20 protein-coding genes are annotated in these 22,695 nt (G+C 56.6%); 8 read left to right on the plus strand and 12 right to left on the minus strand.

The genetic code is table 11. The features are described 5' to 3' along the window. The 4 genes from proB to gpt all read right to left on the minus strand — a co-directional run bounded on the left by proB (position 1) and on the right by gpt (position 3,569). Entirely contained in the window at positions 1 to 1,104 is a 1,104-nt protein-coding gene (proB, locus tag ACB028_RS15855; RefSeq protein WP_042028272.1) for a glutamate 5-kinase, read from the minus strand. A 154-nt stretch (positions 1,105 to 1,258) separates the two neighbouring features. Further along, the gene (crl, locus tag ACB028_RS15860; RefSeq protein ID WP_342011175.1) at positions 1,259 to 1,651 is read right to left on the minus strand and encodes a sigma factor-binding protein Crl; all 393 of its coding nucleotides are present in this window, start codon (positions 1,649 to 1,651) and stop codon (positions 1,259 to 1,261) included. Between the two features lie 62 nt (positions 1,652 to 1,713). Beyond that, a complete protein-coding gene (gene frsA / locus ACB028_RS15865) occupies positions 1,714 to 2,979 on the minus strand; it encodes an esterase FrsA (RefSeq protein ID WP_124239573.1) in 1,266 nt (421 codons plus the stop codon). A 122-nt stretch (positions 2,980 to 3,101) separates the two neighbouring features. Next, positions 3,102 to 3,569, minus strand: coding sequence for a xanthine phosphoribosyltransferase (gpt, locus tag ACB028_RS15870; protein ID WP_026457557.1), 468 nt, complete (start codon positions 3,567 to 3,569; stop codon positions 3,102 to 3,104). A 972-nt stretch (positions 3,570 to 4,541) separates the two neighbouring features. On the opposite strand from gpt, the gene ACB028_RS15875 reads away from it, so the two are divergent. Beyond that, positions 4,542 to 5,993 carry an aminoacyl-histidine dipeptidase gene (locus ACB028_RS15875; protein WP_371144690.1) on the plus strand — a complete coding sequence of 484 codons (1,452 nt, stop codon included), beginning with the start codon at positions 4,542 to 4,544 and terminating at the stop codon, positions 5,991 to 5,993. A gap of 67 nt (positions 5,994 to 6,060) precedes the next feature. Here ACB028_RS15875 and djlA read toward each other — a convergent pair whose 3' ends face one another. Genes djlA through ACB028_RS15890 form a run of 3 tightly spaced genes read right to left on the minus strand, consistent with a single transcriptional unit; the run spans position 6,061 to position 8,592 of the window. Continuing rightward, complete coding sequence (gene djlA, locus ACB028_RS15880; RefSeq protein WP_042028270.1) at positions 6,061 to 6,894, minus strand: co-chaperone DjlA; 834 nt, start codon at positions 6,892 to 6,894, stop codon at positions 6,061 to 6,063. A gap of 19 nt (positions 6,895 to 6,913) precedes the next feature. Continuing rightward, entirely contained in the window at positions 6,914 to 7,582 is a 669-nt protein-coding gene (murU, locus tag ACB028_RS15885; RefSeq protein WP_371144691.1) for an N-acetylmuramate alpha-1-phosphate uridylyltransferase MurU, read from the minus strand. Next, positions 7,579 to 8,592 carry an aminoglycoside phosphotransferase family protein gene (locus tag ACB028_RS15890; protein ID WP_371144692.1) on the minus strand — a complete coding sequence of 338 codons (1,014 nt, stop codon included), beginning with the start codon at positions 8,590 to 8,592 and terminating at the stop codon, positions 7,579 to 7,581. The genes murU and ACB028_RS15890 overlap by 4 nt, the downstream gene beginning before the upstream one ends. A 216-nt stretch (positions 8,593 to 8,808) precedes the next feature. Between ACB028_RS15890 and ACB028_RS15895 the strand changes: the two genes are divergently transcribed. After that, positions 8,809 to 10,107, plus strand: coding sequence for a DUF6538 domain-containing protein (locus tag ACB028_RS15895; protein ID WP_371144693.1), 1,299 nt, complete (start codon positions 8,809 to 8,811; stop codon positions 10,105 to 10,107). A 108-nt stretch (positions 10,108 to 10,215) separates the two neighbouring features. Here the strand turns inward: ACB028_RS15895 and ACB028_RS15900 are convergent, their stop codons facing one another. The 4 genes from ACB028_RS15900 to ACB028_RS15915 all read right to left on the minus strand — a co-directional run bounded on the left by ACB028_RS15900 (position 10,216) and on the right by ACB028_RS15915 (position 14,177). Further along, positions 10,216 to 10,914, minus strand: coding sequence for a Bro-N domain-containing protein (locus ACB028_RS15900; protein WP_371144694.1), 699 nt, complete (start codon positions 10,912 to 10,914; stop codon positions 10,216 to 10,218). A gap of 295 nt (positions 10,915 to 11,209) precedes the next feature. Further along, positions 11,210 to 12,466, minus strand: coding sequence for a hypothetical protein (locus tag ACB028_RS15905; RefSeq protein ID WP_371144695.1), 1,257 nt, complete (start codon positions 12,464 to 12,466; stop codon positions 11,210 to 11,212). A gap of 912 nt (positions 12,467 to 13,378) precedes the next feature. After that, on the minus strand, positions 13,379 to 13,951 hold the full coding sequence (locus ACB028_RS15910) for a recombinase family protein (RefSeq protein ID WP_371144696.1): 573 nt from the start codon (positions 13,949 to 13,951) through the stop codon (positions 13,379 to 13,381). Positions 13,952 to 13,964: 13 nt separating this feature from the next. Then, positions 13,965 to 14,177, minus strand: a complete 213-nt coding sequence (locus ACB028_RS15915) for an Hha/YmoA family nucleoid-associated regulatory protein (protein WP_024946490.1) — start codon at positions 14,175 to 14,177, stop codon at positions 13,965 to 13,967. Between the two features lie 559 nt (positions 14,178 to 14,736). Here ACB028_RS15915 and ACB028_RS15920 point away from each other — a divergent pair. Beyond that, positions 14,737 to 15,003, plus strand: a complete 267-nt coding sequence (locus ACB028_RS15920) for a DUF4054 domain-containing protein (RefSeq protein WP_371144748.1) — start codon at positions 14,737 to 14,739, stop codon at positions 15,001 to 15,003. Between the two features lie 512 nt (positions 15,004 to 15,515). After that, positions 15,516 to 16,145 carry a hypothetical protein gene (locus ACB028_RS15925; RefSeq protein WP_371144697.1) on the plus strand — a complete coding sequence of 210 codons (630 nt, stop codon included), beginning with the start codon at positions 15,516 to 15,518 and terminating at the stop codon, positions 16,143 to 16,145. A gap of 260 nt (positions 16,146 to 16,405) precedes the next feature. On the opposite strand, the gene ACB028_RS15930 is transcribed toward ACB028_RS15925, so the two are convergent. After that, a complete protein-coding gene (locus tag ACB028_RS15930; RefSeq protein WP_371144698.1) occupies positions 16,406 to 16,957 on the minus strand; it encodes a helix-turn-helix domain-containing protein in 552 nt (183 codons plus the stop codon). A gap of 168 nt (positions 16,958 to 17,125) precedes the next feature. Here ACB028_RS15930 and lptD point away from each other — a divergent pair, with 168 nt between their 5' ends. Genes lptD through rsmA form a run of 4 tightly spaced genes read left to right on the plus strand, consistent with a single transcriptional unit; the run spans position 17,126 to position 22,692 of the window. Continuing rightward, positions 17,126 to 19,570 carry an LPS assembly protein LptD gene (lptD, locus tag ACB028_RS15935; protein ID WP_371144699.1) on the plus strand — a complete coding sequence of 815 codons (2,445 nt, stop codon included), beginning with the start codon at positions 17,126 to 17,128 and terminating at the stop codon, positions 19,568 to 19,570. 26 nt (positions 19,571 to 19,596) lie between these two features. Then, positions 19,597 to 20,895, plus strand: coding sequence for a peptidylprolyl isomerase SurA (gene surA, locus ACB028_RS15940; protein ID WP_042028374.1), 1,299 nt, complete (start codon positions 19,597 to 19,599; stop codon positions 20,893 to 20,895). Further along, positions 20,895 to 21,890: a 4-hydroxythreonine-4-phosphate dehydrogenase PdxA gene (pdxA, locus tag ACB028_RS15945; RefSeq protein ID WP_371144700.1), complete on the plus strand. Its 996-nt coding sequence runs from the start codon at positions 20,895 to 20,897 to the stop codon at positions 21,888 to 21,890. Before surA ends, pdxA begins: the two co-directional genes overlap by 1 nt. Further along, positions 21,880 to 22,692, plus strand: a complete 813-nt coding sequence (rsmA, locus tag ACB028_RS15950; RefSeq protein ID WP_223379968.1) for a 16S rRNA (adenine(1518)-N(6)/adenine(1519)-N(6))-dimethyltransferase RsmA — start codon at positions 21,880 to 21,882, stop codon at positions 22,690 to 22,692. The genes pdxA and rsmA overlap by 11 nt, the downstream gene beginning before the upstream one ends. The last annotated feature ends 3 nt before the right edge of the window (positions 22,693 to 22,695 follow it).

Genomic DNA, 22,695 nt, shown 5'->3' on the forward strand with positions numbered 1-22,695 from the left:
TCACAACAGCACCATATCATCCCGATGAATGGCCACGGCGCCATAGCCGTAACCCAATACCTGTTCAATCTGATCCGAATGGACGCCCTGCAGCTTGTCGAGCTCTTGATGGTTGTAACGGCAGATGCCGCGCGCCAGCTCGGCGCCCTTGGGTCCCAGGATACGCACCACGTCGCCGCGCACGAAATCCCCCTTGACCGCGACGATCCCCTTGGGCAGCAGGCTGGAGCCTTTCTCCTGCATGGCGGCCACGGCCCCCTGATCCACATGCACTTCGCCGTGGGGAGGGGGGCCTGCCAGGATCCAGCTCTTGCGCCCTTCCAGCGGGGTAGCCAGGGCCGGGAAACGGGTGCCGATACGCTCGCCCTTGGCCAGGCGCCCCACTACCTCCGGCACCTGGCCGGTGGCGATCACCACGTCGATACCGGCACGGCGGGCCACGTCGGCCGCCTGCAGCTTGGTGGCCATGCCGCCGGTGCCAAGGCCGCTGACACTGCCACCCGCCAGCTTGCGCAGAGTGTCGTCTATGGTCTGCACCTCTTCGATCAGCTGGGCATCCGGGTTGGTGCGTGGATCGGCGGTAAACAGCCCCTTCTGGTCGGTAAGCAGGATCAGCAGATCCGCATCGGCCAGGATGGCAGCACGAGCCGAGAGGTTGTCGTTGTCCCCCACCTTGATCTCGGCGGTGGCCACGGCGTCGTTCTCGTTGATGACCGGAATGATGCGGTGATCGAGCAGAGTACGCAGGGTGTCGCGGGCATTGAGGTAGCGTTCGCGATCCTCGAGATCGGCGCGAGTCAGCAGCATCTGGCCGATATGCAAACCGTAGAGGTTGAACAGATCCTGCCATACCCGGATCAGCTGGGTCTGGCCTATCGCCGCCAGCATCTGCTTGTTGGGCAGGGTTGGCGCCAGTGGCGGGTGCCCCAGGTGCTCACGCCCGGCGGCAATGGCCCCCGAGGTGACGACGACGACGCGATGGCCGTGACGGTGCAAGGCCGCACACTGTCTGACCAGCTCGACCATATGGGCACGATTGAGCTGGGAAGACCCCCCTGTGAGCACGCTGGTGCCCAACTTGACGACTATGGTTCTGTTTTCCATGGGAGCATAAAGGCTAAAAAGTAAGGAATCCCTTTATACCCACGGCCATCAGGCCCTGCAAGGCAATTAACGTCGGAAGAAGGGGCGAAAATCCGCGAAGGGGAGAACAAGAATAACCCTGCGAGGGAGTGAGTCCCTCGCAGGGTATCGGGGATCAGGCGGCGGTGACCGCCAGTTCGTTGGTTACCTGCTCAGCCGGCTCCAAGTGGCACTCAAGCACAGTCAATCTGTCCACCAGAAGCTTGTAGAAGTGATTGAGGGTCCGTTCCACTTCTGCCTGGTGTTTCTTGGGGACGGGTTTGTCGAGCCACACCCCGTCTGCATCGTAGAAACCGAGCTGATAGTAATAACGGAAGTGATGGTCATCCTGCTCCAGTACCAGCCACCAGCCCCAGAACTCCCGCTTGTCCGGTGCCGGCTTGGCGCTGACACAGACGGACAGACAATCGAAACGGTAACGCCCCTCTTCACACAAATCCTCGCGCAGATAGGGGCCTATGGCAGCGAATTGCCTCAGCAGTCGCTTGTAGGTCACTCTTTCAGACATGTTAACCTCCCTGTTAAACAAGCCGCGCCACCTTGTGATGGCATCAGATTTTTAGCGCGACATCAGACACACAGATGTCGTTTCAACCACTCGACAATCTCCTCCATGGCCTGGTCATACACCTCCAGCAAGGGTTGCTTGTCGAACACGACCGCCTTGCCATTGCGGCTGGCCGCCGCCAATGCCCGGACATCGCTCTCGGGACAGATGAAATCTTTCTTGTGCCCGATACTTAATATCGGCACCGAGGTGCGAGTCCCCAGCAATCCTTGCGTTTTGAGTGAAAATACCTGGCACTTGGTGCGCATGGTATCCCACTGGGCTGCATCCTCTCCCAGCCGGTTGGCCAGGCTGTCTCGCATCATGCGAGGGCATTTTGCAAAAAGCTCAGGGCTGGTGAATACCTGATTGACCCCCGCCCCCACACACACCACGGTACGCAGCTTGAAAGGCTCGATGAAGGCCAAACGCGCAGCAATATTCCCTGCAAGGCGCATGCCTACCATGGCGATGCGCTGGTGATCGACCCAGGCCACCTCGGAGAGATACTGCAGCACCGCCTGATGGAGGCGACTGGTGTCCTGCACCAGCGGCCAATGTTCGGCATAGCCGATCCCCGGCATGTCCAGCGAGAGCATGCCGATGCCGTTGGGTTCCAGCCGCTTGAGATAGAAGGCGAGGAAATCGAGCTGCAGGGAGTCGATCCCACCGCTGATGATCACCAGAGGCACCGGCTTGTCGGTGGTCGGCAGGTGCAGATAGCCCTGAATATGCTTGCCGCGAAACGGCACCTGGATCTCTTTGAGCGGCACCTTGAACAGCCGGCCCGCCTCGCGATAGGCCATGTTGCCTAAAAGCTGGGCTTGATCCGCCAGCTCGTCATTCTTGAGGTGTGGGTAGCTGGCGATGGAGTAGTAGCGCACCGCCTTGAGCAGTTGCTTCAGCGCAGCCGCCGAATCTCCCTGCTCGCGCAGTTCGCGTCCCCGTTTGAAATAGGTGCCGGCCACCTGGCTCCACTCATAGATCCAGTTGCCCGGCACATAACCCTTGATGGTATCGAAGTAGCAATCATGGGTTCGCTCCCCGGTCGCCATGGCGATGCGCGCCAGGGTCTGCTCCACTTCGACCGGATCGGCGCCCTGCCAGGCCCAGGAAGGGCGCCGCAGCAGACGATACCAGCGATTTGACAGGGAGCCATCGATAAACATCTCCTCTGACTCGCCCTCTTCCGCCGCCGGACTGGTATTGGATATCTCGGAAGTCTCCAATACCTTCTTGACGCGGGTAAACAGTCGGTCGGTCAGGTTGAGGTCGTCGTTCAAGTCCAAGGTAAAATCTCATTCATGATCAGGCAATGGTTCATCTTAACCAGATTTGTCGTCACACAGCCACCCCAGGCCCAATTGACAGACAAAAAAACAGGGCTCCGAAGTGGAGCCCTGTGAAACTGTTATTTTTCGTCGCAGATTGGCGTGGTGAACTCCAGCGCCATATCCCAAGGTTGTTCAATCCAGGTATCCTGCGGAATGGCAACCTCGAAGTCATCTACCAGCGGCTCGCCCATCGGCTTGGCGAAGATGGTGATGAACTTGGCGCGGGGATAGAGTTCGCGGATCGCCTTGGCGGTGCCACCGGTATCCACCAGATCGTCCACCACCAGCCAACCTTCACCATCCCCTGCGGTGGTCGCGGCCTTGACCACCACCAGCTCGCGCTGGTTGTCATGGTCATAGCTGGAGATGCACAGGGTCTCCACGTTGCGAATGCCGAGTTCACGGGCCATCAGGGCAGCGGGCACCAGGCCGCCACGGCTGACCGCGATGATCCCTTTCCACTGGCTGACTGGCAGTTGACGACGGGCCAGACGGCGCGCTTCACGTTGCAGGTTGTCCCACGATACATAAAACTTCTTCGGCATGTTATCGATCTCGAATAGTTATTTAAAACAATCACTTAAAATGATGGTAACCGGGACGCTTCCCCGATAACCAAGCAATGACGGCCCTTGCTCGACTGAATTCAGATTGCACTTTGGCTGCCTCAGGGCTAAGCCTCGGCAGCGGATCTATGGCAGTGGAAGCAAGATGGGCATATCCGGCGATCGGTTGCATGGAGTGCCAACACCGCGGACAGGCTGTTGGGCCGGTATGATAGCACCGTTTGCAGATAAAATGACTGGCAAACGTATGCCAAATGAAGGAAAGATCGTCCAGATTATCCCCAGATGACTCATATAAAGAGCCAAATGACCAAGCGACTACCCGTCCGGTTGACGCAAAATCCATCACAACGCCAAACAGCAGATAAAAAAATAGCAGGGAGGAGGATTTACCTCACACACCTGCTGCTTTCTCGTCATGCCTGTTTGTCACAGGCGGGTTGTCCGTTTGTTCGGACAGACCGTCTTAGCGACGGGTGACGAAGGGGTTAGGGTAGCTGAAACCCTGGGTATAGAGAGACGGGGCGAACCAATAGGTTGAGTTGCTGCCTGGCATCTTTAAACTCCTGATTGCTTAACAAGTTACGTACCTTTAATGCGGGCTCAAATCCTTGAACGAACACTCGGTTCCATGGAGGCGCACTTGTCTTTGCTTCGGTTCCCTGGAGGCTTTCATCGTCATCCTGACGGGTGGCGAACCACGGGAGCTAATTTACCAGTCGGCGCCATAAATTCAACTTTTTTGTGAGATGCGTCACATAATTTCTTTTCCACCAGCCAGCCCCCCTCGAACCTGATCATTGCCTGCCACAACCTTTCCCAGCAGCATAACCGACCCGAGATTTACGCTGTCTGCTCACATTTTTCTGCGATTGGCTGTATTATCGTTATCCACTTCCCGGGCCCGTTGACGGGGCCTCTCACTATTCCGTGCTGGTAAGGAGTCCTGACGTGGCACAACTGAGTTCCCTCTCTCCCACCCTGGTGTGGCATTTCTTCGAGAAAATCTGCTCCATCCCCCACCCCTCCAAGCACGAGCAGGCGCTCGCCAGCTGGATCACCGAGTGGGCCAGCGCCGAAGGGCTGGCGGTGAAGCAGGACAAGGTCGGCAACCTCTTCATCAAGAAGCCCGCTACCCCGGGCATGGAAAACCGCAAGCCGGTAGTGCTGCAGGCGCACCTCGACATGGTGCCCCAGGCCAACGCCGATACCCCGCACGATTTCACCAAGGACCCCATCGATGCCTACGTGGACGGTGAGTGGGTCACCGCCCGCGGTACCACCCTGGGCGCCGACAACGGCGTCGGCATGGCCGCCTGCCTGGCGGTGCTGGCCGACAAGAGCCTCAAGCACGGCCCGCTGGAGGTGCTGCTCACCTCCGACGAAGAGACCGGCATGACCGGCGCCTTCGGCCTCGAGGCCGGCTGGCTGGAGGGCGAGCTCCTCATCAACACCGATTCCGAAGAGGACGGTGAAGTCTACATGGGCTGCGCCGGTGGCGTCGACGCCAACATCCGCTTCCCCCTCGAGCTGACCGCTGCCCCGGCGGGTGAGGCATTCGAGCTGCAGGTGAAGGGGCTGGTCGGCGGCCACTCCGGCGGCGATATCCACCGCGGCCGCGGCAACGCCAACAAGCTGCTGGTGCGCCTGCTCAAGGCCGCCCAGGCCCTGAATGTGGAGCTCGCCGGGATCCATGGCGGCACCCTGCGCAACGCCATCCCCCGTGAGGCCCGTGCCACCTTGGTGGTGCCGGGTGCCAACGTAGCCGAGTTCAAGGCCCTGGTCGATCGCTTCACCGGCATCTACCAGACCGAGCTGGCCGCCACCGAGCCGCACCTGACCCTCCTGCTGACCCAGACTGCCGCCCCCGCCAAGGTGATGAGCGCCTCCCTGCGCGATCGCCTGCTGGATGCCCTGATGGCCTGCCCGAACGGCGTAATGCGCATGAGTGACAGCATGACCGGCGTGGTCGAGACCTCCACCAACCTAGGCGTCATCAAGACCCTGGACGGGGAAGTGTACGTCCAGTGCCTGATCCGCTCCCTCATCGACTCGGGCCGCGACCAGATTGAGCAGATGACCCGCTCCCTGTTCACCCTGGCCGGCGCCAGCTGCGAGTTCACCGGCGCCTACCCGGGCTGGGCCCCGAACGTCAACTCCCCGGTGATGGAGCTGGTGCGCGGCACCTATGAGGAGCTGTTCGGCAGCCGCCCCAACATCATGGTGATCCACGCCGGCCTCGAGTGCGGTCTGTTCAAGAGCGCCTACCCAGAGTGGGACATGGTCTCCTTCGGCCCGACCATCCGCGGCGCCCACTCCCCGGACGAGAAGGTGCACATCGTCGCGGTCGAGCGCTTCTGGCAGCTGCTGACCCGCGTGCTGGAGCAGATCCCGGCCAAATAAACGGCACCAGCCATAAACAAGAAAGCCCCGCATCATGCGGGGCTTTTTTGTCATCGACGAGAACAGGTCATCGAATGCCGCGGGCTTCGCGGATCCACTCCCAGGCCTGCTGGATCTCCTGGGCCTTCTCCTTGGCCATCTCCATCATCTCGGGTGGCAGCCCCTTGGCGGCCAACTTGTCGGGGTGGTGCTTGCTCATCTCCTTGCGATAGGCACGCTTGATATCCTGATCGCTGTCACTCTCGTTCACCCCGAGCAGCTGATAAGCATCCTTGAGACGATCGGCTGACGGTGCTTCCTGACGATACTGTTGGCCACCCGCACCACCGCCCTGGTACTGGCCATGGGCGCGATTGAAGAAGTTCATCTGCGCTTCGGCCATGGCCAGGATCCGGGCCAGCTCGATACGGCTGAAGCCCAGCTCGTCGGCGATGGTGTGCAGAATAGCACGTTCCCCATCCTCAACCCGGCCATCGGCAAACGCGGCCTGCAGCTGTACTTCCAGAAAGAAGCGCAGAATGTCCCGCTGCCCCTGGCTGGCACGACGAAACTCGGCCAAGGTCTCGCGCAGCGGAAAACCGGCCTCCTTGCCCTGACGGAACGACTCCTGGGCGCGGGCTCGCTGCTCCCCTGCCAGTCGCATCCGATCCATCAGGTTGGAGGCCACCCGGATCTCCTGCTCGGTCACCTGACCGCTGGACTTGGCAATGTGCCCCATGACGGCGAAAGTGGCATGAAAGAAGACCGCCTGCTGCTCCTGAGTCGGCCCACGGCGAAACGCACTTTGCAATCCCATGCCCCGATCGAAACGGTGGCCAATCCAGAGGCCGATGAGGGCACCAATCAGGTGGCCGAGCAGAAAACCGAAGAAGGCGCCGAGCACCTTACCCCAAATACGCATGGTTCAAGACCTCTTGATGTTAATGAGTGCGAGCCAGAAGCAGATCATCCAGCTCGCGCAGTCGCGGGACTGTGCCTATATCACGCCACTCGCCGGCCAGCAGGCTGCCACCCACTCGCCCTTGTGCCATCCACTCCCGCAACAGGGGAGCCAGCTTGCGCGCGCCGCTCGCCAGACTGGAGAATGCTGCCGGATGATAGAGCCCGACGCCACTGAAGGTAAACCCGGGAATATCGAGCACCCGCCCCTCTTGCAGGGAAAAATCCCCCTGGGGATGCTGGGGGGGATTGGGCACCAGCCAGAGATGGGCCAGACCTTCCCCCAGATGCTGGGTAACCAGGGTGCGGTAGTCCAGATCGAGCCAGGTATCCCCGTTGATCACCAGAAAGGGGTCGCTCCCCAGCAGCGGCAGTGCCTGCACTATGCCCCCTGCGGTCTCCAGCGCACTCTCCTCTGCTGACCAGTGGATGGTCACCCCGAACTGGCTGCCATCCCCCAGCACCTCTACCAGCTTGTGGCCAAGCCAGGCGTGGTTGATGACCAATTCGGTCACCCCTGCAGCTTTAAGCTTTTCGATATGATGCACAATGAGGGGCTTGCCCCCCACTACCAGCAGCGGCTTAGGCAGGGTATCGGTGAGCGGGCGCATCCGCTCGCCACGTCCTGCCGCCAGGATCATCGCCTTCATGCCTGCTCCTTCGCCACCCGGGCGAGTCCCGGCAGCACCACCTGCTGCAACCAGTCGCCAAAACGGGCGAGCACGGGCTCGCTGGCCCCGTGCAGCTGGCAAACATCCACCACATATCCCAGGGTGCGGGGAATATCCTGGAGGTAACCTGACTTGCCATCCCGATGATAGAGTCGGGTGAAGATGCCGGCGGCTTTCAGGTGACGCTGCATGCCGGTGAGATCCGCATGGCGGCGGAAGCTGGCATAATCGAGATCGCCGAGCAGCCCCGCCTGCTGCAGGGTCGCAAAACCATGGCACATCCCCTGTTCGATCACCTCGTCCGGCCAGCGCACGTAGCAATCCTTGAGCAGGGAGACCAGGTCATAGCTAAGGGGGCCGATGACCATGTCCTGAAAATCGATGATGGCAAGATCGCTGCTATCGGGGGTATTGCCACCACATACCATCAGGTTGCGGCTGTGAAAATCCCGGTGCATCACTCCCTGCGGCTGGGCCAAGTTGCTGGCGGTCAGGCAGGTAAAGGTATCGTCGAGCAGCCGTTGTTCTGCCGCGCTCAGGGTCAGTTGAAGATGGTGGCCCAGCAGCCACTCGGGGAAGATGCTGTTCTCCCTGGCCATAAAGGCGGCATCAAAAGGCTCCAGGTCAAGCTCAACCGCACCAAGGCGAGGCAACAGCCCGATGGCCTTGTCATACCAGGCCTGTACGTTGTCGGCATTCAGGCAGCCAATAAGCTGGGTATCCCCCAGATCGGTGACCGCCAGCAGACCGAGTTCATAGTCCACCGCCTTGACCTCGGGCGCCAGCAGCTGACGCGCATGCAAGGCCGCCGCATTGCGAACAAATTCATGATTTTTTTCGGTTTTAGGATTGGCATCCACCCAGATAAGGCCACCGCCACGAAAGTAGCGGCGGAAACTGGCATCACCGGAAATAAGGGTAAGATGGAGGCAGGCATCACCGGAGAGTCGGCGTGCCCACTGCAGAAGCAGGGAATCGCGATCGTGCATAAGTCGAGGACCAAGGTAGAAAGCAGCACTTGGCTGTTAGCCCTGGCCGCAATAATGCTTTATCATTGCCGGCTAACATAAAGCAATGACATGCAATGTCAAATACGCAGTTAGGATAACTTGTTGAAATCCTTATAAATCAGCATCTTATGGTGTGATTTGTGCTATGGATTGGGTCATTACACTGACCCTAAGATAACACATAGGGATCACAGGATGAAGTACCTCCAACTACGTCGACGACGCTACTACCTCCACTGGAATGTCCCCGCCGAACTAAGGGATCACCCCTTCTTTGGTGGACGAGCCATCTACACCAAAACCCTCGAAACCAGCGACCTTCAGCAGGCTCGAAGGATGCGCGATACCATCGTTGCAGAATTCAATGAGTTGCTAGAGCGTGTTAGGACAGCACCTCGCCGCCATCGCTTCAATCACTTGCTTACCGAAATCCGTGCAGCCATCGAAGAGAGCAACCGCTATAGCAGCCCCAACGATGACGACGAACACCTCTTCCATGCGTATGACGTGGAAGCGGCAGTCGCATCAGGGGACCTTGTGAAAGCCGATGCAATCAGGGTGGCTCTACATGGTGATACCTCACTTGCCAAAGACTACGCAATGACCCTGCTCGAAGCGGTCGATGGGTTTGCCAATGAGCACAGCCGAACCGTCAATAAAGCGGTCATCAGCAAAGCTCGTCAGGGAGCTAAAAGCCTTCTTAGTGTTTTGAAGGTAAAGGACATCACTCTGTCTAAGATCGAACCTCGGGACGTCACACGGTGGCTCCAGGCGATCAGCACAGAGAAAAGCGACTGGACACGCAAGGGCTACCGCTCTGCACTCTCCTCCTGCTGGGAGTGGTGCTATCTGCACAAGGAAGTGGACGGGACGAACCCGTTCACTGCTTCTCGCTTCAAATCAGGGATCGCCCCTCAGAAGTACAAGCCATTTACCTTTGAACAGCTCAAGGTCATGGCCGAGACGGCTACCCTTCCCTTGCGCCAGCTTATGAAGTTCGGGCTTGTGACTGGGTGCCGTATTGGAGAGCTGGTCTCCCTCACACCTGAAGACTTTGAGGTGAAAGGCGGTATTACTCTCATACGGATCAAAGACGGCAAGACAGCCAATGCCATCCGTGGGATCCCTCTGCCGCGATACCTTTGGGAAGAGCTTAAAGGACACGTCTGCTCCGGCCTATGGCTAGACCGACACGGCAAAACGTCACCTTCAGGGTGGTCTTCGAAATTCAGTGCTTTCAAAGGGAAGATAACTGGCGAGCGAGAGAAGCAACAGTGCTTCCATAGCTTCCGTGGAATGACGATAACCGCTTACCAAAACGCAGGGGTACAGGAGGGCATGACCTCTCAGATCGTTGGGCACAGCAAGCAAGGCTTAACGTTGTCATACGGGCTCTACTCTTCCGGCTACAACTACACCCATCAGCTTGAAGCCGTCGAGAAGATGCTGGCAGAGGAAACCATGTCCCAGTTTCTCAAGTTGTTCGATAAGTAACCACCTCGAAAAAAAGCCCCCTCGGTGAACATCAAGTAGTCCTGAAGTCCGCCAAGGGGGCTTTGTCGTTTGGTTGTCAGGTAGTCTTCTGAATTTCAGAGGACATAGTTACCAAGAGCTGAAGGCTGACTGATGCTTTCGCAGCGATTTCTTGAAGTCCTGCTCGATGCGGAAGGCTTCGTTGAAGATAGCCTTGGCCTCCTTCTCATAGCAGGCCTTGAAGGGCACCTTGTAGAGGGTCAGTTGCAAGGCGAACTCCTTGTAGAACGCCAGTATGTCGTCCTTTCCACGATGCTTGGTGATCGCTTCGGCGGCACAGTAAGCCAGCCCAATGTCATTCCATTGCTTCTTGGTGTAGCTCGTCTTGGCATGGCATACGCTGGCGATACGACTCTCTATAGCCCTCACAGCGCTTAGTGTGTCAGCCGCTATCTCTGCTTTAGCCAGTTCAGGCAAAGACTCCATGCCAGACGCATAGACACCATACTTGCGGATTGACGGAAGGACTGTCTTAGTGACCCAGCGTTTGAACACTTTGGCCCGCTCAAGGCGAGAGCCCATAACGAGTGAGTACAGGCCGGACTCGTTGACGCAATTTACCGCTTGAATACCGCCTTTGGTAAGGATGTCGCGTTTTGCTACGTCCTCTTCATCTACGTGCTTTGCAATAGTATCGCGGGCGTTGCTGTACCCCAGCGCATCTGCCACGTCCTTAGCGACGAACCACGGCTCCCCATCGCGGAGAACCACGCGGATGTCGAAGGACAGTTCATCGGTGACATTGAAGGTGTGTTTGGTAATTTTCATCGATGGGTTTCCTTATGTTGTGCCTCTCCTGCCGTCCTCTCTCCGGTAGGCAAACTGGAACAGCAGAGGCACGACATAAAGGCACTGATGTTTGAATGAAAGTGACCGAAGGGCGGTCAGAGATCTTGCTTAGGTCAGTGAAAAGGAAGGGGGAGTGCTAGTGGGTCAAGTGTCAGAAAGCAACAAGAGTAGAAGGAGACCGATCTGTCACAACTCAAGGGCTGTTGATAGGTCTTAAACCTTGATAAAAAAAGCACCAGATCGCTCCAGCGCTTTCATCTATCTGTCCGTCAGCTTATTCCGCCAAGATGACACCCATTTGAGCCGCCGCTTTGCGCAATTTCTCTTCTTGTCGTTCTATTTTGGCCTTTGCTTTCTGGTGTGCTTTCCACGCCTCTTGCAGTTGTTCAGAGGTCATGTCCTCGGGTTTCACTGGTTTGGCATGGCGGGTTTGGTCGGGTTTGTAGCCTGTTGCTTTATAAACATCAAAAGGCTCGTCCGACTTTTCGGTAGGTGCGGAAGTGTCATCAAGAGAGCTGATGGCACGGGGAATGTGGGTGTCTGCATCCACGCGGGTTGTACTACGATCTGAGGCGTCAGCCATTGGGATTACGGAAGACGCAACATTCTCACTGTTGCCCTGGGAAGCGCCAAGTTCTGTTTCATCGTTCTCATAGATGTGGGCCATTTGCTGAAATAACCACACCTCATTCTCACTATACCCATGCTCAGCGGCGCGAGCGATGAGTGCAGCCTTTTCCGCAGCTGCTTGCTCCTCCCTCATGCGCTCATCCTCAGCCCACTTCGCTTCGGCGTCACTGATTACCTGAGCTACCGTCTTGGGGCTCTTGATGCGATACTTTTCTGCAATAGCGTTTGCCGTTAATCCATCGCAATAGGCTTCAATAATCGCTTCATTGCGACGAGTCTTACATTCCACAGACAAGGTGGGATGTGGGTTGTCCTTGAAACCTGTGAATTTGTTGTAAGCCACTTCCAGCACAGTCTTGGAGGTGCCAATGGCCTTAGCTATAGCGGGGATGTCTGGCTCGAATGCGTTCTTCATTAATTCGCGGGGATAGCCCTTCTCCACGATTTTCGCGATGATGTTACGATAATCGGCAGCACTGTTTCGCTTCCCGTGTTTTGTATTAGCTCCCATTGCATGTAATCGTACGTCTACGCTCGAATCAGCTTCCTCAATAGAAAAGTGATGAATCGGAATCTCGGTGATGCCTAACCGTTTGAATGCTTCCATCCGGTGAAACCCATCTACTAAGTACAGCTGAGACCCCCAAAGACACTGTAGACGGATAGGTGTAGCGAAAGGGACTCCGTCTTGGATCAGCGTGGCAAGATACGCCACATTGTTATCGTCCAAGGGGCCAACACGGTACTGATACTCTGGACTGATGATAATCGTGGATGCGTTGATGGTCTTTTGTGCCCTGATTTCATTGATAGCACTGTATGGGTTTAGCTCGGTGGGCTGCTCAATAGCATCAGTAGGAACAAGAGCTGGGGAGAGGATCTCGATCTTATCAGTTGTCATAGCGTTCTAGTTTGGCAGTTGTTGAGTTGGTATTTCCCGTAAATTTCGGATTTTACCAATTTGATCAGATTCACGACCCCATGACAACCATACGTTGGGATTATCACTATTCGTCGGAATTCTGAATTGGTTGGTTAGGAAACTGCAGTGATGTCCTTAAGCGGATCACCATAACAGCAGTGCTGATAGGTCTTCCCTGCATCTTCCCTGACAAGTGGTTGTATTGGCGATTCATGGGGTTACTAAACAATGGCTGCATGGCAGACAATGGATCGCTCTGAAGATGATCTCTGATGAGACCATTGGTAATCTTGAAGATACCTGACATAAGTAAGGTAAGAGAGAAGTTATCTGGGGTGTCTTAAAGATGTCTTTTAGTATTGGTCTTTTCGTATCCCCCCCTATGGTCAGGGAAAATAGATAGCCTCATTCATCACTGTTCTTGATGGCGCTCTTCGGAGGCCTCGGAACAAACAGGGGCACTCAGACGAACAAGCCCAGAGTCGGCCCCAGGCTCCCCCTCTGGTCCCTTCCAGATAGCCCCTCAGACGATCTCTCTGCTCACCTTACGCATTCCCCCATGTAACCCCACACGCTCACCCCTGCACGATCTCACAGGTCCACAGAGAAAGCATGAAGACAGCAGGGACAAGGATGGAAGGGAAAAGGGAGGCAATGAGAAAGGACCAGAGGGACAGGCGCAGGGTCATCGTCGAGTCCTCTCAAACGACAAACCCCCAAGGTGTCGCAGTGAACAGCCTCGGGGGGCGATTGAAGGATTCGATCAAAGTTGGCTACTCGATCAATCCTTTCTATTGGTCAGGGTAAATTAGCTGTCTCTAATGTTACTCGGGACAGTCCCAGTAATCGATCCTTTCGATGGTCTCAGACTCAACCTATAGACACACTCGATCAATTCAATTCCCCATCCTCTCGCATCCTTGTTGATAGGCGATGGACAGTCGCTCGGCTGACTCCATGAAGCGTAGCGATTTCCCGCAGAGACTTGCCGCCCTCCAGCAGGGTCGCCTTGATTGCACCCTCGTCGATACTCTTGGGCCTGCCGGTGTACTTCCCCGCAGCCTTAGCTTTGGCGATCCCTTCCATCTGGCGCTCCTTGCGTAGAGCCGTCTCGAATTCAGCAAAGGCACCCAACATGGTGAACATCAGCTTCCCTTGGGCAGTCGTCGTCTCTAGGTTTTGGTCCAAAACACGCAGGGTCACGCCCTTGGCTTCCAGTTGCTCCGTAATGTCCAGAAGGTCAGCGAGAGAACGGCCCAGACGGTCCAGCTTGGTGATCACCACCTCGTCCCCCTCTCGGACATACCGCAGGAGTTCGGCTAGTTGCTCACGGCCATCTATGCTGGTCCCTGAAACCTTCTCTTGGTACACACGCTCACAACCGGCCTTTGTCAGCTTATCCAGTTGAACATCCAGCGATTGACCGACAGACGACACACGTGCATAACCGATAACCTGTCCCATCACTATCTCCTACTCAATCCACCAATGCCCAAGCTGTCATAGGGACTTTCCCCGCGTCGTAATGCTTTCCTGCCGCTATCTCTGCTTGCCGGTGGTCAATCGCAGCAATGACCTTCAGTTCCTCTTGGAGGCCCGTAGCAGCAGCCTTATCAAGCATCCTTGGGGCGACTCTATCCAGTGACTTCCTGTCCTTGAATCGGCGAAGCCTGATAACCAAGTCATTCATGCGGAAATCTCCTTCATCTTCTTCCTATTGCTTCAACGTGAGTCCTTGTCGGTGTCACGCCGTCACATTAATGTCTTAACCCGATGGGACTTAGATTATGAAACAGAAATGAGACAGTCAATGCCCCGTGTGAAAGAAGTCCATTAGGGTATACCTAATGGGACGAAGGGAAGGGCAGAGAGACACAGTAGGAGGAGATAGGAAGACGCAGGGGCTCGCCTATGTGTTAGCAAGGGGATGGCTGGGGCATGGACAAGGAGAGGCACAGGCAGGCGCTCAGGCGGTGAGAGAAAGAGGACGGCAGGGCTACCGGCTGGCTGTTTCTGAGGGGGTACGGGGGGAAATCGCGGGCGTTAAATCACTGAAGATGGCATTCAGATTTTTTCCAGAATTTACCCTGGGGAGGGTCTAGTGGCGCGTAATAATACTGATCTTTTCTCAGAGTGCAACTTTGATGCCCTCGTCAAAATTCCTTTAAAAACATGTAGTTGCAACACTCCTTGATTTGATGGATAGTAGTTGTGTGGAAATCAACCACATCAACTTAGAGGCTCCGCTTATGCTCCAGAACTTCAGAAAGCACTTCCCACAATTCTCCGATACGGAGACGTACCCTGATGTACTTATTGAAGTCGCAAGGCAGACGGCTTTACCGGAAGTAGGTGGAAAATGTTGGACGGATGAGCGGAGGCAGAGAGGGCTGTCTTTGTTAGTTGCTCACTACTTGGCATGTGACCTGAAATTTGGGCCTGCATCCTTTGAACAAAGCCGGTACGGGCAAGAGTTCAAGCGCATCCGTCCCAAACATGTGGCACTGGTATTGTGATCAACCGAAAAAGAGAGGCGACAAGATGATGTACTGCACCCCGCACAATGTAGAAATCAGAAAACCTGATGGAAGATTAAGTGGTCAATTTAAAGCTGCGATTAATACAACGTCACGCACAATACGTTTTGAGGCAATACAGCTCCCAACCGATGTTGGTGACTTCCAGATTGACGTTGGTGACGTAGTGATACATCACATAGGGAATGGTACAGAAAAAGAGTACCGCATACATGATCTGGGCTGGCGGGCTAGTTCTGGGTATCACCTCCCAGAGAGATACATACTAAAAGTTCAGCAATTGCCCTAACTCAGCGAGTCGTGTGTGAGTAACCGCACTCCTACGTGAAATCATGGCCCCTCTGGTACACGTAGACCTAAAGATTTCACGTAGGAGCGCATCCCCCAAAGGTATTTTTCGCACAACAGCTCAAAAACCATTTCAATCATTGATTTGATCATCTATGATTTCATGCATGGTTTTTTAGATGATTTGTGAGTGGAGAGAAAAGATGCCAGTATCAATAATGCTATCTGATGAAACTTTTAAGCGGCTGGAGAAGTTGGCAGTTGGGTTTGATACCCCCGAGCGGGTGATAGCACGGCTTCTTGATGGGGTGAATGCTGATAGCGCGAAGTCCGCAGATGCCAGACCAACGCTAACATTCTTGCCTGATGAGACTGCATTCAAAAATGAGCTATTAGCCAGAAAGATCGCCCAAGTGGTGCTGTATTTTCAGGATGGTGAGCGGGATGTGCTTCACTGGAATGCATCCAGATTACAACCTAGCTCAAAATTGAGAGCTAACTTGTGGTCAGGTTTCCTGCGTAATTGGAAAGAGAGAGGGATCATTGCCGCTGAACTCTCGGTTCTTCCCAGAAGCACTAACCAACCTGATGATGACACGGCACTACGCATAGCTATCGCTGGTGAAGTTCATTGGACGTTAGAGGAAGTTAATGATTACTACGTTGATCATGAGTTAGTGAGTAGTGATGACGATCAACCGTACTATTACCTTGTAACCTTCTCGGAAGACACACCAACTGAATTGGTGAAGATCGCTGGATTGAATAGCTCATTCCAAGCTCACTTTGATCTAAATTTCATGCCTAGTAGCGATGAATACGAGAACTCATAACTGAGAAGTACCAAATGAGGTTAACGCTTGGCCCCTGTAGGCTCATCTTATGATGCTCGGGGGGCATTATTTATTAGTCATAGCCCCAAACATCGGCCCATTCTTCCAGCTCTGAACACGCCCAGATCGCTTGCTGATCTTTCTGTAGCTCCCGCCTAACAGAATCTCCCAGACAGACCCATTCTCTCCTAGCACGGGAAATACCTGGCCCTCGGTTATCCCAAGTCCAGCCTCTATGCATACCAGCTTTTTCTGTCCGTTCATCGTTGTGCCCTCAGTATGTCCTTGAGCTTCTCAAGGGCGCTCCTGTTGTTCTCTAGGCTGGCTTTCTTGTCAGCTTCCCATTCCTCCGGTGTCTTAGTGACCCGCTTCCGGTCGAACATGGCGAACTTACCCACAGACGAAGAAACGGGAGAGCGATCCTTGTTACTTTGTTTCTGTTTAGAAGAAGTCAAAGACTTAGCCGGATGCTGGGGGCTGGAGGTACGGAAAAGGACTAGGAGCGCAGACCCCAAGCGGTACACAGAGGCCAGATTCCAGTTGGCTATCTGGTCATGCTTCCGGAACTCGGTCTTTATGAAACCAAGGGTTTCCAAGCGGCGCAGAGCGTTGCGGACAGTTCTGGTCGTACAACCAATGGCCTTAGCGATTGTCCTCAGATAGAGACACGCAGCCCAGCCTTGAGCCTTGTTCATGTGGCGGGCAATAACGAGAGCAACCTCCTTGGTATAGGAGGTCCCGAAAGAGGATACGGGGAGCTTGGCGAGAGTAGCGACAACTTGATCGCTGTGTGATAGTCTTGTCGGCTGCATGGTGTGCTTTCCGTGCTATGAAATTTGGCAACACACACACCGTAAGTATCTGATTTTTAATAATTAAACCAACCAGTTCCCGACATGCAATGTCAACTCGATGAAACCTGTCGTAAAATGCATGCCCTGGATCAACCGTACCTATCACGGATTGCACGAGTCTTTCACATGACAAAATGGACACTGGGATACCGCTATCCCATCGCCCTGACTATCAGCCTGGCACCGGCCCTGACCTCCATGATGGTGCAGGCGGCCCCGTTCAATCCGCCGCCTGCGACCGGTATTCTCGACAGCCTCTGCTATGACTATGTCCCCAAGGTCGAAAAGCCCTCTTCGGCAGAAGATGCCAATGCCCTGCCGGTCGAGGTCGACGCCGATCGCCTTGAGGCCAAGCAGGGCGGCACCGCCGTCTATGAAGGGGACGTCAAGGTGCGTCAGGGGGTTCGCAAGTTTGACTCCGACTATGCCCAGCTCGATCAGAAGAGCCGGGATGTCATCGCCATCGGCAACATCTATTACAACGACGGTCAGGTGACCGTCACCAGCGACAAGACCCTCAAGTCCAACCTGGATACCAAGAATTCCGAACTGGAAGAGGGCAAGTATCAGGTTCATGGTTCACCGGTGCGCGGCTTTGCCAAACGGGTCACCATGACCAACAACAACCAGAACATCACCATGGAGGGCGCCCAATACACCACCTGCCCCCCCGGTCAGGAGGTGTGGACCCTCAAGGCGGGCAGCATCGACATCGATCAGAAAGAGGTGTTCGGTGAAGCCTGGAACGCCAGCCTCTGGCTCTATGACTATCCGGTGTTCTATTTCCCGTACATCAACTTTCCCATCAAGGATGAACGCAAGACGGGTCTGCTCTATCCGGGTTACAAGCAGAGCTCCGGCAACGGCATGGAGATCACCCAGCCCTTCTACTGGAACATTGCCCCCAATTATGATGCCACCATCACCTCCCACTTCATGGACAAGCGCGGCCTGATGGAACAGGTGGAGTTCCGCTACATGCCGGACCCCGCCCACGTCGGCACTCTCTATTTCGAAAACCTGGCGGATGACAAACAGTACAGCCCGAGCAACCCCAGCCTGGCCGGTTTGTCTGACGGCCATCGCTATATGCTGAACGTCCGTCACGGCTCCAGCCTGATGGACGGTTCCCTGCACTTCGGGCTCGACTACACCAAGGTGCGGGACAGGGACTACAACTACTTCAACGATTTCAGCCCCCAGGTGGGCACCCAGATTGACAGCCAGTTGCAACAATCCTTCACCGCCGGCTACTACCAGAAGAACTGGAACCTCACCTCCGAGGTGCGCCGCTACCAGATCCTGAGTCCCTATGCGCTGCTGCCGCACGAGATGCTGCCGCGCATCGACTACAACTACTATCGCCAGGGCAACTGGTTCGATCTGGCCTGGAACAGCGAGCTGACCAAGTTTGGCTATGACAGCGGCAATGCCAGCAGCTACCAGTCGGGAGAGCGCTATACCGCAACCCGTTTACACATGGCCCCGACCCTGACGGTTCCCTTGGTGGATGCTCCCGGTTACTACCTCACCAGCCAGTACAAGCTGATGTTTACCTCCTACAATCAGGAGGTACCAGACACCCTGGTCGGTACGGATCGCGCTCGCTTCACCGATGCAGAGACTGGCAAGCTGACCCTCAAGGATGGCACCATCAATCGTCTGCTACCCTCTTTCCGCCTCAAGGGTGGCCTCAACTTCGATCGCTCGGTCGACTGGTTTGATGGCAAGGGAACCCAAACTCTGGAACCCGAGTTCCAGTATCTCTACATCCCCTACGAGAACCAGGACGATATCGGGGTCTACGACTCCACTACTACCCGACAGGACTACTACAGCCTGTTCAGCGATCGCCGTTACGCCGGTCTCGACAGGATCAGCGATGCCAACCGGATCAGCGCTGGTCTCACCAGCCGGATCTATGACAACGTCGGGGATGAGCGGCTGCGTCTCGCCGTCGCCCAGGCGTTCGAGCTGACCTCTCCCAAGGTTCGTCTCTATTCCTCGGATCCCGAGAGCACCAACGCTCGTTCTCTGCTCTCCTTTGAGGGGGATGCCCGGATCACGGATCAGTGGTTCGCCCACGCTGGCGCCCAGTACGATACCGAGGAGGGTGCGTTCAGTTCAGGCAATGGTGCCGTGGAATACCGTCATGACAAGCTGGTTACCCAGCTCAACTACCGCTTTATTCAGGATGGCAACCGGGATTACCGCTACCCGACCAACGCCGCCCTGGCAGAGGACCTTAGCCAGGCAGGTCTGGTAATGATGGCGCCGATTGCCGATCAGTGGCAGGTTTACGGCGGCTACTATCGCGATATCAAGCAGGATGTGAACATTGACCGCAAGATCGGTGTCAAATACGACTCCTGCTGCTGGAGCATCAACCTGAGCCTGGAGTGGCACAACCAGCCTGACAACGTCACCCTGAGACCCACTTCGGAGAAATCGATCGGTCTGCAGTTCGAGATGAAGGGGCTCGGCAGTGTCGGTACCGGTGGCCGCAGCGTCACTCTGGATACCGAACTGTTGCCCTATGTTCGCCCGTTTAATCTGAAAGACCAGCAATGATGCTGGTCCAGCCTTGAGAGATGGATATGAAAAAGACCCTGATAGCCCTGCTGACCGCGGGAATGTTCGGCGCCATGAGCCAGGCCGCCATGGCGGCCCCCGAGCTGATGGACAAGGTTCTGGCCGTGGTCAACAAGGACGTGGTACTTGCCAGCCAACAGGATGCCCTGGTCAACAAGGTCAAAATCTCCGCCCAGGAGAGCGGCCAGTCTCTGCCTGACGACGCCACCCTGCGCAAACAGGCGCTGGATCGCCTGATCCAGGAGAGCCTGCAACTGCAGCTGGCCGAACGCCAGGGCCTGAAGATCAGCGATACCCAGCTGGAACAAGCCATCCAGGGGATCGCCGCCGACAACAAGATGACCCTGGATCAGCTGCGTGCCCAGCTCGCGCGCGAAGGCATGAGCTATGCCCAGTACCGGGAAGAGGTGCGCCGCGAGATCCTGATGAACGAGGTACGCCGCAACCAGGTGCGCCGTCGCATCAACATCTCCGAGCAGGAGGTGAAACAGGTAGTCGACATCCTGAAAAAACAGGGTCAGCAGCAGAACGAGTATCACCTTGGTCATATCCAGATTGCCCTGCCTGACAACCCTTCCGCTGCCCAGCTGGATGCAGCCAAGAGCAAGATTGAGGGCATCTTGGCCGCGCTCAAACAGGGGGCTGATTTCCGCAAGCTGGCCATTGCCGAGAGCAACGGACCCAAGGCGCTGGAAGGGGGTGACTGGGGCTGGATGAGCCCGCAGGAGATGCCGACCCTGATGGCCGAAGCGGTTCAGGGCGCGACCAAGGGCGACATCGTCGGTCCGCTGCGCTCCGGTGCCGGCCTGCACATCATCAAGGTATTCGACACCAAGGGTCAGCAGCAGGTGATGCAGACCGAGGTGAAAGCCCGTCACATCCTGATCAAGCCCTCCATCATCCTGAGCGAAGAGAAAGCCAAGGGCATGCTGGACGGCATCTTGCACGATATCAAGAGTGGCAAGGCGAGCTTCGCCAGCATGGCGGAGAAGTACTCCGAAGACCCGGGCTCTGCGGTGCAGGGCGGCGAACTGGGCTGGTCTGATCCGAACGTCTACGTGCCCGAGTTCCGCGACATGGTCAACCGCCTGCAACCGGGCCAGATCAGTGCCCCGTTCCGCAGCTCTCACGGCTGGCACATTGTCCAGCTGGAGGATCGTCGCAGCCAGGATGCCACCGACAAGGCCCAGGAGCAGCGCGCCTATCAGCTGATCTACAACCGCCGCTTCGTGGAAGAGTCCCAGGCGTGGCTGGACGAGCTGCGTGATGAGGCTTACATCCAGATCGAAGGCGCCAGCAGCTGATGCGTTGTCGTCGCCTTGCCGTGACCCCGGGTGAACCGGCCGGGGTTGGTCCGGATCTTGTGTTGCAGATAGCCCAGCAGGATTGGCCCCACCAGCTGGTGGTGATCGCCGATCCGGCGCAGCTGCGTGAACGCGCCGCCCTGCTGGGTCTGCCCATCGAGCTTGAGCCCTACGATCCCGCCGCACCCGCGCATCCGCAGCGGGCCGGCACCCTGACCGTCTGCCCTGTCTCTCTCGGCGCCGCCGTGGTGCCCGGAGAGCTCGACGAAGGCAACGGCGCCTATGTGCTGGCCACCCTGCAGCGCGCCTGCGACGGCAACATGAGCGGTGAGTTTGCCGCCGTGGTGACCGGCCCCGTGCACAAGGGGATCATCAACCAGGCCGGCGTATCGTTCAGCGGCCACACCGAGTTCTTCGCCCAGCAATCCAACACCGCCGACGTGGTGATGCTGCTGGCAACCGAGGGGCTGCGGGTGGCGCTTGCAACCACTCACATCCCCCTGGCCTATGTGGCGAAGGCCATCACCGAGGATCGCCTCGGCAAGGTGATCCGTATCCTGGATGCGGATCTCAAGGCCAAGTTTGGCATCGCCAAACCGCGCATTTACGTCTGCGGCCTCAATCCCCACGCCGGGGAAGGGGGCCATCTCGGTCGTGAAGAAATTGACGTGATCGAACCCGCCCTGGCCACCTTGCGCCAGGAGGGAATCGATCTGGTCGGCCCATTGCCGGCCGACACCCTGTTCCAGGAGAAATACCTCAAGGATGCGGATGCGGTACTCGCCATGTACCACGACCAGGGACTGCCCGTGCTCAAATACAAGGGCTTCGGCAGTTCGGTCAATATCACCCTTGGACTCCCTTTCATCCGCACTTCGGTGGATCACGGCACCGCACTGGATCTGGCAGGCAAAGGCCTGGCCGATCCCGGTAGCCTTACCACCGCGATTAACCACGCCATCAAGATGGTAGAGAAAAAAAGATATGAGCAGTAAGGTGCACATGGGCCACACGGCCCGTAAGCGTTTTGGTCAGAACTTCTTGCACGATCGCTACGTGATCGACCAGATCGTGGCCGCCATCAATCCGCAGCCTGGCCAAAACCTGGTGGAGATCGGCCCGGGTCTGGCCGCGCTGACCGAGCCGGTTGCCGCCCAGATGGACAAGATGACTGTGGTCGAACTGGACCGGGATCTGGCGGCCCGCCTGCGCGAGCACCCGACACTGAAGGACAAGCTCACCGTCATCGAAGCCGACGCCATGCGCTTCGACTTCAGCACCCTGATGGGAGAAGGCAAGGGGCCGCTGCGCATCTTTGGCAACCTGCCCTACAACATCTCCACCCCGCTCATCTTCCACCTGTGCGAGTTTGCCGATCGGGTGGAGGACATGCACTTCATGCTGCAAAAGGAAGTGGTTCTTCGTCTGGCCGCCGGTCCCGGCAGCAAGGCCTACGGCCGTCTGAGCGTGATGACCCAGTACTACTGCCAGGTGATCCCGGTGCTGGAAGTGGGCCCGGGCGCCTTCAAGCCGGCGCCCAAGGTGGACTCCGCCGTAGTGCGTCTGGTACCGCACAAGAACCCGACCATAGTCGCGAAAGACATCCGCTGCCTGAATCGCGTCTGCACCGAGGGCTTCGGCCAGCGTCGCAAGACCATTCGCAACAGCTTCTCCAACTTCATCACCGACGCCCAGCTGACCGAGCTTGGTATCGATGGCAACCTGCGCCCCGAGAACCTCACCCTGGAGCAGTTTGTCATGATCGCCAACTGGCTGGCGGATCAGCCAAAGGTCTGATCC

It is taken from the genome of Aeromonas sp. S9(2024) (genome assembly GCF_041403185.1).
Lineage (GTDB): Bacteria > Pseudomonadota > Gammaproteobacteria > Enterobacterales > Aeromonadaceae > Aeromonas > Aeromonas enteropelogenes.